The sequence below is a fragment of the Achromobacter sp. HZ34 genome (assembly GCF_002209485.1).
GTDB lineage: Bacteria > Pseudomonadota > Gammaproteobacteria > Burkholderiales > Burkholderiaceae_B > Bordetella_C.
Genome location: NZ_NJIX01000003.1, coordinates 574,156 through 589,092 on the forward strand (window position 1 = coordinate 574,156; position 14,937 = coordinate 589,092).

Annotated in this window: 14 protein-coding genes; 10 read left to right on the top strand and 4 right to left on the bottom strand. The window is 65.5% G+C overall.

The window, feature by feature from the left end:
- Window positions 1-16 precede the first annotated feature (16 nt).
- From CEY05_RS14685 to CEY05_RS14705, 5 genes are all read left to right on the top strand, one after another.
- A complete protein-coding gene (locus CEY05_RS14685; RefSeq protein ID WP_233161526.1) occupies window positions 17-820 on the top strand; it encodes an ABC transporter permease in 804 nt (267 codons plus the stop codon).
- 10 nt (window positions 821-830) lie between these two features.
- The gene (locus tag CEY05_RS14690; protein WP_088599041.1) at window positions 831-1,604 is read left to right on the top strand and encodes an ABC transporter ATP-binding protein; all 774 of its coding nucleotides are present in this window, start codon (window positions 831-833) and stop codon (window positions 1,602-1,604) included.
- A 77-nt stretch (window positions 1,605-1,681) separates the two neighbouring features.
- Window positions 1,682-2,410, top strand: a complete 729-nt coding sequence (locus tag CEY05_RS14695) for an aspartate/glutamate racemase family protein (RefSeq protein ID WP_088599042.1) — start codon at window positions 1,682-1,684, stop codon at window positions 2,408-2,410.
- A complete protein-coding gene (gene hydA / locus CEY05_RS14700; protein ID WP_088599043.1) occupies window positions 2,407-3,900 on the top strand; it encodes a dihydropyrimidinase in 1,494 nt (497 codons plus the stop codon). Before CEY05_RS14695 ends, hydA begins: the two co-directional genes overlap by 4 nt.
- Before the next feature lie 17 nt (window positions 3,901-3,917).
- Window positions 3,918-5,261 (top strand): amidohydrolase family protein, encoded by a 1,344-nt coding sequence (locus CEY05_RS14705; RefSeq protein WP_088599044.1) that lies wholly within the window; start codon window positions 3,918-3,920, stop codon window positions 5,259-5,261.
- 247 nt (window positions 5,262-5,508) lie between these two features.
- Here the strand turns inward: CEY05_RS14705 and CEY05_RS14710 are convergent, their stop codons facing one another.
- Window positions 5,509-6,534, bottom strand: coding sequence for a Tim44 domain-containing protein (locus CEY05_RS14710; RefSeq protein WP_088599045.1), 1,026 nt, complete (start codon window positions 6,532-6,534; stop codon window positions 5,509-5,511).
- Window positions 6,535-6,709: 175 nt separating this feature from the next.
- The gene (ubiE, locus tag CEY05_RS14715; RefSeq protein ID WP_088599046.1) at window positions 6,710-7,477 is read right to left on the bottom strand and encodes a bifunctional demethylmenaquinone methyltransferase/2-methoxy-6-polyprenyl-1,4-benzoquinol methylase UbiE; all 768 of its coding nucleotides are present in this window, start codon (window positions 7,475-7,477) and stop codon (window positions 6,710-6,712) included.
- Between the two features lie 294 nt (window positions 7,478-7,771).
- Here ubiE and phoB point away from each other — a divergent pair, with 294 nt between their 5' ends.
- From phoB to serA, 3 genes are all read left to right on the top strand, one after another.
- Window positions 7,772-8,470, top strand: a complete 699-nt coding sequence (gene phoB, locus CEY05_RS14720) for a phosphate regulon transcriptional regulator PhoB (protein ID WP_057653923.1) — start codon at window positions 7,772-7,774, stop codon at window positions 8,468-8,470.
- A 31-nt stretch (window positions 8,471-8,501) separates the two neighbouring features.
- A complete protein-coding gene (phoR, locus tag CEY05_RS14725) occupies window positions 8,502-9,797 on the top strand; it encodes a phosphate regulon sensor histidine kinase PhoR (RefSeq protein ID WP_088599047.1) in 1,296 nt (431 codons plus the stop codon).
- Between the two features lie 311 nt (window positions 9,798-10,108).
- Entirely contained in the window at window positions 10,109-11,311 is a 1,203-nt protein-coding gene (gene serA, locus CEY05_RS14730; RefSeq protein ID WP_088599048.1) for a phosphoglycerate dehydrogenase, read from the top strand.
- Between the two features lie 12 nt (window positions 11,312-11,323).
- Here serA and CEY05_RS14735 read toward each other — a convergent pair whose 3' ends face one another.
- Window positions 11,324-12,190 carry a LysR family transcriptional regulator gene (locus tag CEY05_RS14735; protein WP_088599246.1) on the bottom strand — a complete coding sequence of 289 codons (867 nt, stop codon included), beginning with the start codon at window positions 12,188-12,190 and terminating at the stop codon, window positions 11,324-11,326.
- A gap of 348 nt (window positions 12,191-12,538) precedes the next feature.
- On the opposite strand from CEY05_RS14735, the gene CEY05_RS14740 reads away from it, so the two are divergent.
- Both CEY05_RS14740 and CEY05_RS14745 read left to right on the top strand, forming a co-directional pair.
- On the top strand, window positions 12,539-12,973 hold the full coding sequence (locus tag CEY05_RS14740) for a VOC family protein (RefSeq protein ID WP_088599049.1): 435 nt from the start codon (window positions 12,539-12,541) through the stop codon (window positions 12,971-12,973).
- 147 nt (window positions 12,974-13,120) lie between these two features.
- Window positions 13,121-13,897: a LamB/YcsF family protein gene (locus CEY05_RS14745; protein WP_088599050.1), complete on the top strand. Its 777-nt coding sequence runs from the start codon at window positions 13,121-13,123 to the stop codon at window positions 13,895-13,897.
- A gap of 68 nt (window positions 13,898-13,965) precedes the next feature.
- Here the strand turns inward: CEY05_RS14745 and CEY05_RS14750 are convergent, their stop codons facing one another.
- A complete protein-coding gene (locus tag CEY05_RS14750) occupies window positions 13,966-14,652 on the bottom strand; it encodes a GntR family transcriptional regulator (protein ID WP_088599051.1) in 687 nt (228 codons plus the stop codon).
- Window positions 14,653-14,937 lie beyond the last annotated feature (285 nt).

Sequence of the window (14,937 nt, forward strand, 5' to 3'; positions counted from 1 at the left end):
CGCGGAGCGGATGACCATGCGCCTTTTCACCAACAAGGAGCGGTTCATCGTGCCGCTCATCATCCTGGCGGGCTGGGAGGCGTTCGCGCGTTCCGGCCTGATACCGCCGGCCCTGCTGCCCGCCCCTTCCCGCGTGTTCCTGACCTGGGCCGACTGGATCTTCGGCACCGACGGCAGTACACAGTCCTATAGCGGACACTGGCTGGCCGCCGCCCTGGCCAGCCTGTCGCGCGTGCTGGCAGGCTATGCCATCGCCGCGGTGAGCGGGATCGTGCTGGGGGTCGCCATCGGCTGGTGGAAGTGGGTGGAAAAGACGCTGGAACCCACGGTCCAGGTCCTGCGGCCCATCCCCCCCGTTTCCTGGATTCCGCTGGCCATCATCTGGTTCGGCATCGCCGACAAGCCGGCCATCTTCCTGGTCTTCCTTGGCGCCTTCTTCCCCATCCTGATGAACACCATTCACGGGGTGAAGAACGTCGACCGCAACCTGATCCGCGCCGCATCCATGATGGATGCCACGCAGGGCCAACTGCTCAGGCACGTGGTACTGCCGGCGTCGTTGCCCAGCATTTTCGCCGGCCTGCGTATCGCCATCGGATCGGCGTGGATGCTGACGGTCACCGCCGAAATGGTGGCGGTGAAGAGCGGACTCGGCTATTCGCTCTGGGACTCCTACTACTTCCTGCGTTACGACATCGTGGTGGCCGCCATGGCCAGCATCGGCCTGCTGGGCTATCTGTCGGACCTGCTGCTCAAACGCCTGATGGCGTCGGCGCTGCACTGGCAACGGGGCACCACGCTGCAGGGCGGCCACCGTTGAAGGACGAATCATGAGTCATGTCATTTTCGAAGGCATCGGCAAGACCTTCCGCGATGCCCGCCGCAATACCGAACTCGTCACGCTGCGCGACGTCTCGCTGAGCCTGGGTGAGCACGAACTGCTTTGCCTGCTGGGGCCGTCCGGTTGCGGCAAGTCGACCCTGTTGAACATGCTGGCGGGGTTCGAGCATCCCACCCAGGGCCGCGTCCTGGTCAACGGCAAGCCCGTCACCGCACCCGGCGCGGACCGCGGCATGGTGTTCCAACAGGCAACGCTGATGCCCTGGCTGCCGGTGTGGGAAAACGTCGCCTTCCCCTACCGCCTGCGCGGTGCCGGCAAGGCGGAACGGCGCAGGCAGGCTCAGCCCTTCATCGATCTCGTCGGGCTGACCGGGTTCGAGGAACACTACCCCGCCGAACTCTCCGGCGGCATGAGCCAGCGCGTGGGCATCGCCCGCGCGCTACTGCTCAATCCCGGCGTCATCCTCATGGATGAACCTTTCGCGGCCCTCGACGCGCAGACCAAGGCCGATATCCAGGAAGAACTGGTGACGATCTGGCAGAAGTCGCGGTCGACCATCGTGTTCGTGACGCATAGCGTCGAGGAAGCATTGATCCTGGGCACACAGGTAGCCGTCATGACGCATCGTCCCGGCCGCATCCGCGAACTGATTCCCATCGACCTGCCCCGGCCTCGCGACACGACGACACCTCACTTCAATGAAATCAAGCGCCATGTGCTGGGCCTGATCCGCGAGGAAGCCGCGCTGGCACGCGCGGCCTGACGCCGCCGGGCCGGCCGGCCCATTTCATCCAAGCCTTTGAACCGTCCTTGCCGACGAACAGACATCGAGCCTCCTCCATGACCAAACGCCTGCTGCTGGGCATGCTCACGCCCTCCTCCAACACCATCCTCGAACCCGTGACCAGCGCGATGCTGGCCGGCCTGGACGATGCCAGCGCGCATTTCGGCCGCTTCGTGGTGACCGAGATCGCCCTTTCCGATAGCGCGCTGGCGCAGTTCGACGATGCAGCCATCCTGCAAGCGGCGGAACTGCTGTCGCACGCCCGCATGTCGGCCATCTGCTGGAACGGTACGTCTTCAGGATGGCTGGGCTTCGAAGCCGACCGGCAACTCTGCCGCCGCATCGAGGAACGCACCGGGATCGCGGCCTGCACATCCGTTCTCGCCCTGAACGAAATATTCGATTTGAGTAACGTGACCCGCTTCGGTCTCGTGACGCCCTACACCGACGACGTGCAGGCGCGCATCCTGGCCAACTATGCGGCCAGCGGCTACGACTGCGTGGCCGAACGCCACCTGGGCAAGCGCGACAATTTTTCATTCTCCGAAGTCGATGACGCCACCATCCGGCGCATGGTGCGCGAAGTGGCCGAGGCACGGCCGCAAGCCATCTCCATCTTCTGCACCAACCTGCGTGGCGCGCCGCTGGTCGCCGAACTCGAACAGGAGATCGGCATACCCATCTACGACACCGTTTCGACCGCGGTCTGGAAGTCGATCAAGCTTGCCGGCGGCGATACGCGCCGCATCCGGGGCTGGGGTTCTTTGTTCCAGGATCTGGCATGAACGCATCCGCCATGTTGGATCTGGTTGTGCGCAATGCCCGCGTAGCCACCGCGGGCGACATTTTCGAAGCCGACATCGGCGTGCGCGAAGGCCGCATCGTTGCGTTGGCGCAAGGGCTTCCCGCCGCCGTCAAGGAAATCGACGCAGGCGGACGCTGGGTGCTGCCGGGCGGGGTCGACGCCCATTGCCATCTGGCCCAGCCGACCAGCGACGGCTCGCGCATGGCCGACGATTTCCTCAGCGGCACGCGGTCGGCGGCCTGCGGCGGCACCACCACGGTGATTCCCTTCGCGGCCCAGATGAAAGGCCAGTCGCTGGCGCAGGCGGTAAGCGACTACCATGCCGCGGCCGACGGCCAGGCCTGCATAGACTACGCATTTCACATGATCGTCTCGGACGCGACGCCGCATGTCGTGCAGACGGAGCTGCCCGCGCTCATCGGACAAGGCTATACGTCGTTCAAGATCTACATGACGTATGACGACATGAAATTGGACGACGGCCAGATCCTCGACGTCCTGGATGTGGCGCGGCGCGAAGGCGCGATGACCATGATCCACGCCGAAAGCAGCGACTGCATCGCGTGGCTCACCGAACGCCTGCTGGCTCGCGGCCTGCAAAGCCCGCGCTATCACGCCTTGTCACGCCCGCCCGTCGTGGAGCGCGAGGCCACGCACCGCGCCATCTCGCTGGCGGAACTGCTCGATACGCCCATCCTGATCGTGCACGTCTCCGGCCCCGAGGCCACCGACCAGATTCGCTGGGCCCAGACCCGCGGCTTGTCCATTTACGCGGAGACCTGCCCGCAGTACCTGTTCCTGACCGCGGCTGACCTGGAAGGTGAAGGCATGCACGGCGCCCGTTGCATCTGCAGCCCGCCGCCGCGCGACGCGGCCAGCCAGCAGGCGATCTGGAACGGTCTGGCCAATGGCACGTTCCAGGTGTTTTCCTCGGACCATGCACCTTTCCGCTACGACGATCCCCAAGGCAAGCAGGCGCAAGGTCCGGACACGCCTTTCAACCATGTGCCCAATGGCATACCCGGGCTGGAAACGCGGCTGGCCTTGCTGTTCTCCGAAGGCGTGCTGGAGGACCGCATCGACATCAATACTTTCGTCGCGCTCACGTCGACCAATCCAGCCAAGCTGTATGGCCTCTATCCCCGCAAGGGCACCATCGCCATCGGGGCGGATGCCGACATGGTGATCTGGGATACCGGCACACCGCACATCGTGCGCAACACCGACCTGCATCATGAGGTCGACTACACCCCCTATGAAGGCCGCCAGTTGCAGGCATGGCCCGCCATTACGCTGTCGCGCGGCAAGGTGGTATATGAGAACGGCGTGTATCTGGGGCAGGCCGGCGTGGGCCGCTTCCTGCATTGCGAAAAACCCGTGCCTGCGCGCGCGACCCGCTCGCGCCATCGCCACCTGCCCTGGCTGGCCGCGCTGACCGATGCCGCCCGTCCTGACACGGCCCAACCCTGATTCCGAGACGCCGACGCATGCAGACCGCTCCCCTCGCTTCCGCGCCCTTGGACCTTCTCGTCAGCGGCGCCACGATACTTACCGCCGATCCCACGCGACCCTGCCTGACGCACGCATTCCTGGGGATCCGTGACGGTCGTATCGCCTGGCTGGATACCGTCGCACCGCCACAGGGCGCCAGCGCGACGCTGGAGGCTGACGGTCGGTTGGTCACGCCTGGCTTGGTCAACGTACATACCCACTCAGTGCTGACCATGGTGCGCGGCGTCGCCGCGGACCTGGGATTCGCGCCCTCCTACACACCCGGCATCCCCAAGGCGTCGGACCTGACCCCGGAACAGGCGCGTGCCTTCGCCCGCCTGGGCGCGCTCGAAGCCTTGCTGGCGGGGTCGACTGTCATCGGCGACCATTTCACGCATGCCGACGTCACCACTGCCGCCATTGCCGAACTGGGCCTGCGTGTCGCGGCGAGTTGGCGCATCCTGGACGTGGACTTCGATCGCGTGGCAAGCAGTGGCGAGTGGGTGCATGATGTGGACGCCGGCATGCACTTGCTCGACCAGGGCCTGCAACTGGTCGACGCGTGGAGCCGGCATTCCCGTGTCACCGTGCAACTGGCCGCGCATGCCGCGGACACGTGCTCGGACACGCTGCTCCACGCCGTCGCCGAGGCCTCCCGGACACGCGGTCTGCGGGTCAATACGCACCTGGGCCAGAGCCGCGCCGAAGTCGAGCGGGTGCAGGCACGCCGTGGCAGGACGTCGGCGCAGGTATTCGCGGAAGCGGGCCTGCTGAACGACCAGCTTCTGGCCGGCCACTGCATTTATGTCGACGAGGATGACGCGCGGCGCATGGCGCGGGCAGGCGTGCACGTTGTTCATATCCCCAAGTGCAACGCGGCATCGGGGCGCCTGGCGCCCACGCCCATGCTGCGCCGCGCCGGCTTGAACATCGCCCTGGCCACGGACACGCAGCATGGCGACATGATCGAAGTCATGCGCTGGGCGCTTGCCACTGCGCGCATCCAGGAAGGCAAGGTCGACGAGCAGTGGCAGCCGGAACACGTGTTCCACATGGCCACCCAAGGCGGCGCCGATGCCATGGGCATGGGCGAGGACATCGGCAGCCTGGCCGTCGGCAAGGCCGCCGATCTGGTCATCCTGGACGCGCGGCGCCCGCATCTCGTCCCACTTACCCGTCCGGTGGGTACCCTCGTCCACACTGGCCAGGGCCGCGACGTCGATACGGTCATCGTCGCCGGAGAAATCGTCGTGCGCGGCGGACGTCCTGTCCACGCCGACCTTGAAGCCGTTTGCGCCGAGGCCACCGAAGCCGCCCGCGCGCTGTGGGCCGCGGCATGACCGGAGCCAGCGTGCACTAACGAAAAAAACCGGCTCGAAAGAGCCGGTGTCAGGGCGGCTGCCCGAGCAAGGCGCACCGCAAGAGAAGAAAACCCACATGCTCTTTGACCCGTCCGCCGTTGGCTGGACGACGCGATCGAAGGCTTGGTACCGCCGACTATCGCGTGTCCGCGCCCTCCCCCCCGGGAGCGGCGGACGGGAGGGCGGAAGGCAGGTTGCACCTGCTTTCCGCCCGCTCAGGCCACCCTCAGCTGGCGAACTCGACGGGAATCTGCTGAATCCCGGCGAGCAACCAACCACCTTGGGCAGGCTTGAACAAGTTCCAGACTTCCTCGAAACGGAAGGCTTCGGCGCCGGGGGCCTCACGCAGCATGCCGGAGAAGCGCACGCTGGCCAGGTGCCCGTCGGACACGGATTCGATACCAAGCAGCTCGGCGTTCAGCAGGACCACATCGGTCTTGGTGGGTTCGCCCTTGCGTTCCAGCATTTGCGGCTTGAGTTCAATGATCAGGTCATCGGTGAGCAATTCACGCAGGCGATCGGTGTCGCCGCTGTCCCAGATGCCTTGGATACGCTTGAATTGTTCCTTCGCTTCGTTAAGGAAACGCGGCGTGTCGAAGTCGCCGGGAATGACCCAGTCATTGCCCTGGCCTGCATCCTGCGAATTGCCTTGCGCACCACCCGACGTGTTGCCTTGGAAAGCGGTTTGCTGCACGACCGGTGCCGCCTCGGCCGCCTTGGGCGGCAGGATGGCATCGCGCCAGGCCGGCGCCTTCTGGTCGGCCGCGCCGTTGTCGCGGTTCATGCCATAGGCACCCTGCATGGCAGGGCGCGGCGCCGCGCCACGCAGGCGGCGCACGATGAACAGGACGGCGAAGATGACCAGGCCGATCAGCAGCATGCTGGACAGCATTTCGGCGAAGGCACCGCCCAGGCCCATATGCGACAGCAGGGCGGCGATGCCCAGGCCCGCCGCGATACCGGCGATGGGGCCCAGCCAGCGCGAAGCGCCCGTGCGCGCGCCCGCGGCGGCGGCACCGGCGGCTGCGCCCGCGGCCGGCGCGGCAGCGCTGGTGGCACCGGCGGTATTGCTGGCGGCGCTCGGCGGCGTGGTGGCCTGGCGTTGGGTGGTGACGTTACTGGATTGGCGGCCCGCGCTGCTGCCACCGCCGATGCGCTTGGCTTCGGCATCGAAAGAGGTGGCGATCATCGCGGCACCGGCCACGGCGATCAAGGCCGCGGCGGTAAACCGGGTAAAGAGACGGCTGGACATGACGAATACTCCTGGGTATCCCGCCATTGCCCGATAGGGCGGAGCCCTTTCAGGTAGACCCTGCACACTCAAGATGCAGGGTCAGGCGATTGCTTACAGATTGCTGAAAGCAGAGGATAGCCGAGATTGCCGCCCAGGACAAGCGCCGTCCCCAGGGAAGCCGCGCGTGTGGCGCTTATGCCAGTCGCACGCCCTCGTGCAGCGCGGCGACGCCGGCTGTCAGGTTGAAGTACTGCACGCGCTCCAGGCCCGCGGTGCGCAGCATGTCGGCCAGCGTGTCCTGGTCGGGATGCATGCGTATCGATTCAGCCAGATAACGGTAGCTGGCCTCGTCGCCGGCAACCTTGCGGCCCAGCCAGGGCAGGATGTTGAAGGAATACCAGTCATAGGCGGGCGCCAGGGGCTTGGCGACCCGCGAGAACTCCAGCACCAGCAGCTTGCCGCCCGGCTTGAGCACACGCGTCATTTCCGCCAGCGCGCGATCCTTGTGCGTCATGTTGCGCAAGCCGAAGGCCACGCTGACACGGTCGAAATAGCCATCGGGGAAAGGCAGCTTTTCGGCGTCGCACACCGCCGCGGGCAGCAGCAGGCCGGCATCGGTCATGCGGTCGCGCCCGACCCGCAGCATGGAATCGTTGATGTCGGTCAGCCACACTTCCCCGGTGGGGCCGGCGCGGCGCGCGAACGCCTTGGCCAGATCGCCCGTGCCGCCGGCGATGTCCAGCACCCGCATCCCTGGCCGGATGGCGGCGCGCCCTATGGTGAAGGCCTTCCAGATCCGATGCAGGCCCGCCGACATCAGGTCGTTCATGACGTCGTAGCGCGAGGCGACGGAGTGAAACACTTCGGCGACTTTGCGCGCCTTGTCATTTTCCTGGACCGTCGAAAAGCCGAAATGGGTGGTTCCGGCGGACGACTCGGGGGGCGTGGAAGGGTTTTGCATGGTGGATTCCGGGGTCAAGGCGCAATGGTAGCCGATTGCCGGCCAGCGCCACCCGGAGATCGCCCGGGATCGTCATCGGACTGCCCTGGCATCGCCGCGGGATCGTCCTGAGACCACGAGCCATGCCCCAGGAACCGCCCCCGCAAAAATAAGGACAAACATGGCGCCCTGGGCGGCTGCCGTCACATACCTGAAATATTACGGCCATACTATCGCAATGTTTCGACGCCGCCGCGCCTCAGGCCGGCCTCGTCCCGCCATCAAACAGATCCGTATTACTGTTAACAAACATCCATGTCCAGCACCATACTCGTTGTCGAAGACGAACCCGCGATCCAGGAGTTGATTGCGGTCAACCTGTCGTTCGCGGGCCACAAGGTCTTGCGCGCCTTCGACGCTGACCAGGCTCAAACGCTGATTCGCGCCGAGTTGCCCGACCTCATCCTGCTGGACTGGATGCTGCCCGGCACCTCCGGCCTGTCCCTGGCCCGCAAGCTGCGCAATGAAGAGCGCACCCGCACCGTTCCCGTCATCATGCTCACCGCCAAGGGTTCGGAGCAGGACAAGGTCGACGGCCTGGAAGCCGGCGCCGACGACTACATCACCAAGCCCTTCTCGCCGAAGGAGCTGATGGCGCGTATCAAGGCCGTGCTGCGCCGCCGCGCGCCGCAGCTGACCGATGACGTGATCGACGTCGCCGGCCTGCGCCTGGACCCCGTCACGCACCGCCTGAACGGTAGCGGCCATTCGTTGCAGATCGGGCCCACCGAATTCCGCCTGCTGCATTTCTTCATGACGCATCCGGAACGGGTGTTCTCGCGCTCGCAGTTGCTGGACCAGGTCTGGGGCGACCACGTCTTCGTGGAAGAGCGCACCGTGGACGTGCACATCCGCCGCCTGCGCAAGGCGCTGGAGCCCAGCGGCCACGACCTGCACGTGGAGACGGTGCGCGGCAGCGGCTACCGGTTTACTGCCCAGCTTCCCTCGCGCTGAGCGCGACTCCACCAGGGTAGAATGCCGCACCATGATCTGGCTGCGTACGATCGTTTTCATAGTCTTGTGGGCGGTTGCTGCCGCCCTCGTTCAATGGCTGTTGGGCGCGCCGTTCGGCTGGATCCTGATGTGCGTGGCCCTGTCGCTGATGTTGATCAGCCGCAGCCTGCGCACCCAGCGCGCCGCCCACTGGGCGCGCAATCCCGAGGAATCGCCGCCGGTGGCGGTCGGCCCCTGGGATGACATCCTTGCCCCCCTGTACCGCTACGTGCGTGCCCAGACTCGCCAGTTGGGCGAGAGCCGCGACGCCATGCAAGGCATGCTGGCCGCGGCCCAGGCCTTGCCCGACGGCGCCGTTACCCTGAACCAGGACCTGCAGATCGACTGGTGCAACCGCGTGGCCCGCCAGCACCTGGGCCTGCGCCTGCCCGCCGACCGCGGGGCCAATCTGCTGAACCTGGTACGCGCCCCGGAATTCATCGACTACAGCCGCCAGGCGGACTGGCCCGAACCCATACTCGTACGCGTGGCGATCGGCAGCCAGGAGCGCCTGCTGATGATGCAGCTGACCGCCTACGCCCGTGACCAGCGCCTGCTGATCACGCGCGACGTCACGCAGATCGAGAAGCTGGAAACCACGCGGCGCGATTTCGTCGCCAACGTTTCGCATGAACTGCGCACGCCGCTGACGGTGCTGGCCGGTTTCCTGGAGACACTGCGCGACATGCCGCAGGAAGCGCTGACGCAGGAACAGCGCGACCAGTACCTTTCCATGATGCACGAGCAGGCCCAGCGCATGCAGGCCATCGTGGCCGACCTGCTGACCCTGTCCACGCTGGAATCGTCGCCCAGCGCGGAGCCGCATCCCGTGCGCATCGGCACGCTGTTGCAGAACGTGCGCCAGCAGGTGGAAGCGTTGTCGGCCGGACGGCACGACATGCAATGGCACATCGACGACAGCCTGGACGTGCTGGGTGCGGAAAATGAATTGACCTCGGCCTTCGCCAACCTGCTGACCAATGCGGTGCGCTACACGCCCGACGGCGGCACCATCACCTCCACCTGGGAACGCCTGCCCGATGGCGGCGCCCGCTACAGCGTGCACGACACCGGCATCGGTATCGCGCCGCGCCACATTCCGCGTTTGACCGAGCGTTTCTACCGAGTCGATCGCGGCCGCTCGCGTGCCGTGGGCGGGACCGGGCTGGGGTTGGCGATCACCAAGCACATCGCCATGCGCCACGATGCGGAGCTGGGCATCGTCAGCGACGTGGGCAAGGGCAGCACGTTCTCGCTGACCTTCCCGGCCGAACGCGTCGCGGAATAAGAACAAGGCGGCACGGCCGGCGGGATATCTTGCGGGATAGACAGGAAGGACAACCCCGGCCAGGACAACGAAGAAGAATTCATTCCCCTCCCTGCGCCATGGGCTTGGGGCATGCCGGTTGCGGGCACGAGCTACTCTAGCGTGCTCAGGGTTAATACGTACGGGCGGCTACGCGTACAGCTGAAAGTCAGTTCGCCTGAGGTGCCTCACCGCGTCGACCATGCAGCCCCCCTGCGCGACATCGAGCGCGTGCGGCAGTACTATCCGCACTCATAGAATATGATTCTCATTTGTATTTGGAGCTAAGCAGCATGGCGCAGATCGTCCTCTTCGAGAATGTCCATCCCAGCGGCATTGCCGTTTTCCGCGATTCGGGATTCAACGATATCGCGACCTACTCCTCGTCGCTGCCGCCCGCCGAGTTGCGCGCGGCGCTGGCGGGCGCGGAAGTGGTCGGCATCCGTTCGCGCACCCACCTGGATGCGTCGCTGTTCAAGGAATTTCCGTCGGTGCGCGTGGTCGGCTGCTTCTGCATCGGCACCAACCAGGTCGATCTGGACAGCGCCATGCTCGGCGGCGTGCCCGTCTTCAATGCACCGTTCTCGAACACCCGCTCGGTGGCCGAGCTGGTGCTGGGCGAGGCCATCCTGTTGCTGCGCCGCGTGCCGGAGAAGAATGACCGTGTGCACGAGGGTCATTGGGACAAGACGGCCAATGGCGCCTATGAAGCGCGCGGCAAGACGCTGGGCGTGGTCGGCTACGGCAATATCGGCTCGCAGGTCGGCACGTTGGCTGAAAGCGTGGGCATGCGCGTGGTGTTCCACGATGTCGAAGCCAAGCTGCCGCTGGGCAATGCGCGCGCGGTGTCGACCCTGGCCGAATTGCTGGCGCAAAGCGATGTGGTCACCCTGCACGTGCCGGGCGGCCGCAGCACGGAAAACATCATGAATGCCGAAACCCTGGCGCAGATGAAGCCGGGCGCGATCCTGATCAACGCTTCGCGCGGCACCGTGGTGGATATCGACGCCCTGCACGCGGCGCTGACCTCCAAGCATGTGGGCGGCGCGGCGCTGGACGTGTTCCCGGTGGAGCCCAAGAGCAAGGACGAGCCCCTGGCCAGTCCGCTGGTAGGCCTGCCCAATGTGATCCTGACGCCGCATATTGCCGGCAGCACGCAGGAATCGCAGGAAAACATCGGCCGTGAAGTGGCGGAGAAGCTGGTGCGCTTCATGCAGAGCGGCACCACCAAGGGGGCGGTGAATTTCCCCGAGCTGCCGTTTGTCGAACACTCGGGTACGGCGCGCATCCTGCATATCCACAAGAACGTGCCGGGCGCGTTGGGGACGCTGGATAATCTGCTGGCCGAGCAAGGGCTGAACATCCTCAGCCAGAACCTGCAGACGCGCGGCGAGATCGGTTATGTGGTGACCGACGTGGACGGCAACGTCAACGATAAGGTGATCGCGGCGCTACGTGCGCATCCGATCACGATACGTTGCGAAAAAGCGCTGTAAGGCCTGGGCAGGTCAGCCGGCGCCCGCGGCGGCGATGAGGCAGCGGGACATCTGGCCGGCCAGGCCGTCGGGGTCGGTATTGCGGCGCGAGACGATGCCGATTTCCCGGTTGAAGGCGGCGGCGCCCAGGTCCAGCAGGAGCAAGCCTTCCGTATTCAATTGCCGCGTATGCGGCAGCACGGCCACGCCCAGGCCGTTGCGCACCAGGTTGGCGATGGCGTCGATTTCGTCCAGCTCGACCGCTTCGTGCACCGCGATGCGGTGGCGGCGCAGGAAATTGTCGACCAGGCGGCCGCCGAAGGACGCGCGCTCATAGCGGATGAAGGGGAGCCTGGCCAGGGCGTCGCGCCAGGGCATGTCGGGCAGCGCGGCGGGCACCGCCACCAGCATGGGCTCGGCCAGCAAGGGCCGCCAGTCCAGCTCCGGCGGCAGGGTGAAAGGCGGACGGATCAGGACCGCCAGGTCGACCTCGCCCGCGTCCACCTGCCCCAGCAGCGCCAGCGAGACACCGGGCACGATGCGCACGCTGACGTCTGGATAGTCGGCGCGCAGCGCGGCCACGGCCTGGACCAGCAGGCTCTGCTGCACCGAGGCGATGGCCGCCACACGCAGGGCGCCGGAGACGTGGCCGCTGCCCACCTGGCGCACCATGCGGTCGACCAGGCCCAGCAATTCTTCCGTGTGCGCCAGTACTTCCCGGCCCGCCGCGTTCAGGGACGCGTTACGCGCGCCGCGGTCGAACAGGTCTGCCCCGATGAAATCCTCCAGCCGGCGGATCTGGGCGCTGACGGCGGATTGCGTCAGGCCCAGCTGCTGGCCCGCCCCCGTAAAGGTGCCATCACGCGCCACGGCGACGAAGGTTTTGAATTCACGAAGCATGGTCATGGAGTCGGGGGTCGGGGGGTCGGGGGCTTTTCATAAGACCCCGGCCCCCGGCCGGGAGCCGCGGGGGCGCCGGGGCCGGGGCCGAGGCGGGGCTCGGGCTGGGGCCGAGGGCCCGGCCTTGTAGCAACGGCCGGCGTTGAGGCTTGGCGGGGTTAGAGCCGCAGCGTATCAGGACAGATTAACGAGCATCATTTTTCTGATTGCTAAGGATCAAAAAATATCGTTTTTCAATCGAAAAAACAAGCCCTAAACTTCGTCTTGTCTGAAGCGCCGGGCCATTTGCCGGCCAGGCGTGATCCCCCCTCTCACTGTGTTTTTCCGTTTCCCGTTCCTGGATTCATCATGAGTGCTCAAACCGCCGTCATTCCTCCTTTCCACCTCGCCTTCCCCGTGCGGGACATCGCCGAAGCGCGCGCCTTCTACGGCGACCTGCTGGGCTGTCCGGAGGGGCGTAGCGCCCCGGAATGGGTGGACTTCGACTTCTACGGCCACCAGATCGTCGCCCACCTGGCGCCGGACGAATGCGGCCACAAGCAGACCAGCCCCGTCGATGACCACGACGTGCCGGTGCGCCACTTCGGCGCCATCCTGCCCATGGAAGCCTGGGAAGACATGGCCGGCAAACTGACCCGCGCCGGCACCAAGTTCGTGATCGAGCCCTACATCCGCTTCAAGGGTGAAGTGGGCGAACAGGCCACCATGTTCTTCCTGGATCCGTCGGGCAACGCCCTGGAATTCAAGTCGTTCAAGAATATGGAATCGCTGTTCGCCAAGTAAGTCCTGGCGCCCTGCCGCAATCCCACGACCGCCGCCCGTGTCCCCACCGGCGGCGTTTTTGTATTCGCGCACGCACTGTGATTACACTGCGCACAGGGCCGCGCGGCGCAACCGCGGCATTCGACAATCACAGGATCAGAATCGAGCATGGCATCTACCATAGATTTGAACTGCGACATGGGCGAGAGTTACGGCGCCTGGCACATGGGCAATGACGAAGCCGTATTGCAGTACGTCACTTCGGCCAATATCGCCTGTGGTTTCCACGGCGGCGATCCCGGCACCATGCGCCACACCGTCGCCGCGGCCCTGGCGCAGGGCGTGGCCCTGGGCGCGCATCCCAGCCTGCCCGATCTGGCCGGCTTCGGCCGCCGCGTCATGCAGATCAGCCCGACCGAAGCCTACGACATGGTGGTCTATCAAGTGGGCGCCCTGGCCGGCGTCGCCGCGGCCCAGGGCGCGCGCCTGCATCACGTCAAGGCGCACGGCGCCTTGTACAACATGGCGGTCAAGGACGTGGCGCTGGCGCAGGCCATCTGCCGCGCCGTGCACGACGTCGACGCGTCCCTGGTCCTGTACGGCCTGGCCGGCAGCGAACTGCTGCGGGCCGCGCAAGAACTGGGCATGCCGGTGGCCAGCGAAGTTTTCGCCGACCGCACCTACCAGGACGATGGCTCGCTATCGCCCCGCAGCCGCCCCGGCGCCATGATCGAGGATCTGGAGACGGCCGTGGCCCAGGTGGTCCGCATGGCCTCTGAAGGCAAGGTGCGCTCCGTCAACGGCAAGGACGTTCCCGTGCAGGCCGACACCCTGTGTATCCATGGCGACCAGCCCAATGCCGTGATCTTCGCCACCGGCATCCGCGCCGCGCTGGAAAAAGCCGGCATCGCCGTGCGCACCATGCCGGGCGGCCCGATCGCTTGAGACCTGGCGGCCGCGCGGTTGGCGGGAGCCGCGCGTGAAGCGGAAGCCTGCCATTGCAGGCCCGGTCTTCACGCGCTTGCCACGATCTCCGGGTAGACCTCGGCGGCGTACGCCCGGACCACCACCGTCAGGAAAGCCTCGGTCATCTCGCGGCGGACAGCCGCGGCGCGCACGAGGTCATGGTCGCGCAGCGCGCTGACGATGCGGCCGACGCCTTCGACCACTTGTGCGATGGGCGTGACCTCGCGCCTGAGCACGATGTGGCGCAGCGGCTCGCAACGGTCGGTCAGCTTGGATAGCGCGGCCGTCAGTGGCCTGTTGTCATTGAGCAGGACGATGGTGTTGAAGAATTCGCGGGTCAGGTCCAGGCAATCCAGCTCGCCTTCGCCGGGCCGGCAATCCTGCAGCCGCGCGTACAAGCCGTGCAGGTCGACCATGAGCGGCGCCAGGTCGCTGTGCTCCGCCAACCGGATTATGGCGTAGGCTTCGAGCTCCGCCCGCAGCTGGTAGATGTGGCGGATTTCCTGTTCGCTGTACAGCGCCACACGGAAGCCGCGCCGTTGGGCGTGGGTGACCAGACCGCTCAATTCCAGCAGGCGCAGCGCCTCGCGGATGGGACTGCGACTGGTACCGAAGCGCCTTTCGAGTTCTTGTTCGCGCAACGGTTGGCCGGGACGCAGAGTCCCGTCCACGATCATGCGTCTGACCTGTTCCTGCAAAAAATATGGAATGGTCGCGGGCGCCTTCATTTCCATGAATTCATCTTCTCCGTTATATGAGTGGCGCCGCCCGATGCGCGCGAATTAATTTAGCTGGAAACCGATAGAAACATAATTGTATTGCGCACGACAATTGTTCGGCAATTTTTTGCATAAATTGACTTCAAATTTCGTCAAATCTACCTCGAATTGTCGTAAATTTGCGCTCTGTATCGCGTTTATCTCGATTTTATTCAGTTTAATCACTCAAATGTTACGCGACAGTTTGCTGGTTTTTTTGATTGTTTCCGACGATCCGAACTAAGGGAATGGCTTAGGCAC

Excerpts from the sequence above, each read along its gene's own strand:
- CEY05_RS14735 (WP_088599246.1), bottom strand. The coding sequence starts at position 12,190 with ATGCTTCGTGAATTCAAAACCTTCGTCGCCGTGGCGCGTGATGGCACC.
- CEY05_RS14695 (WP_088599042.1), top strand. The coding sequence starts at position 1,682 with ATGACCAAACGCCTGCTGCTGGGCATGCTCACGCCCTCCTCCAACACC.
- CEY05_RS14710 (WP_088599045.1), bottom strand. The coding sequence starts at position 6,534 with ATGTCCAGCCGTCTCTTTACCCGGTTTACCGCCGCGGCCTTGATCGCC.
- CEY05_RS14745 (WP_088599050.1), top strand. The coding sequence starts at position 13,121 with ATGGCATCTACCATAGATTTGAACTGCGACATGGGCGAGAGTTACGGC.
- CEY05_RS14690 (WP_088599041.1), top strand. The coding sequence starts at position 831 with ATGAGTCATGTCATTTTCGAAGGCATCGGCAAGACCTTCCGCGATGCC.
- CEY05_RS14740 (WP_088599049.1), top strand. The coding sequence starts at position 12,539 with ATGAGTGCTCAAACCGCCGTCATTCCTCCTTTCCACCTCGCCTTCCCC.
- ubiE (WP_088599046.1), bottom strand. The coding sequence starts at position 7,477 with ATGCAAAACCCTTCCACGCCCCCCGAGTCGTCCGCCGGAACCACCCAT.
- serA (WP_088599048.1), top strand. The coding sequence starts at position 10,109 with ATGGCGCAGATCGTCCTCTTCGAGAATGTCCATCCCAGCGGCATTGCC.
- phoB (WP_057653923.1), top strand. The coding sequence starts at position 7,772 with ATGTCCAGCACCATACTCGTTGTCGAAGACGAACCCGCGATCCAGGAG.
- CEY05_RS14705 (WP_088599044.1), top strand. The coding sequence starts at position 3,918 with ATGCAGACCGCTCCCCTCGCTTCCGCGCCCTTGGACCTTCTCGTCAGC.
- phoR (WP_088599047.1), top strand. The coding sequence starts at position 8,502 with ATGATCTGGCTGCGTACGATCGTTTTCATAGTCTTGTGGGCGGTTGCT.
- CEY05_RS14685 (WP_233161526.1), top strand. The coding sequence starts at position 17 with ATGCGCCTTTTCACCAACAAGGAGCGGTTCATCGTGCCGCTCATCATC.
- hydA (WP_088599043.1), top strand. The coding sequence starts at position 2,407 with ATGAACGCATCCGCCATGTTGGATCTGGTTGTGCGCAATGCCCGCGTA.
- CEY05_RS14750 (WP_088599051.1), bottom strand. The coding sequence starts at position 14,652 with ATGGAAATGAAGGCGCCCGCGACCATTCCATATTTTTTGCAGGAACAG.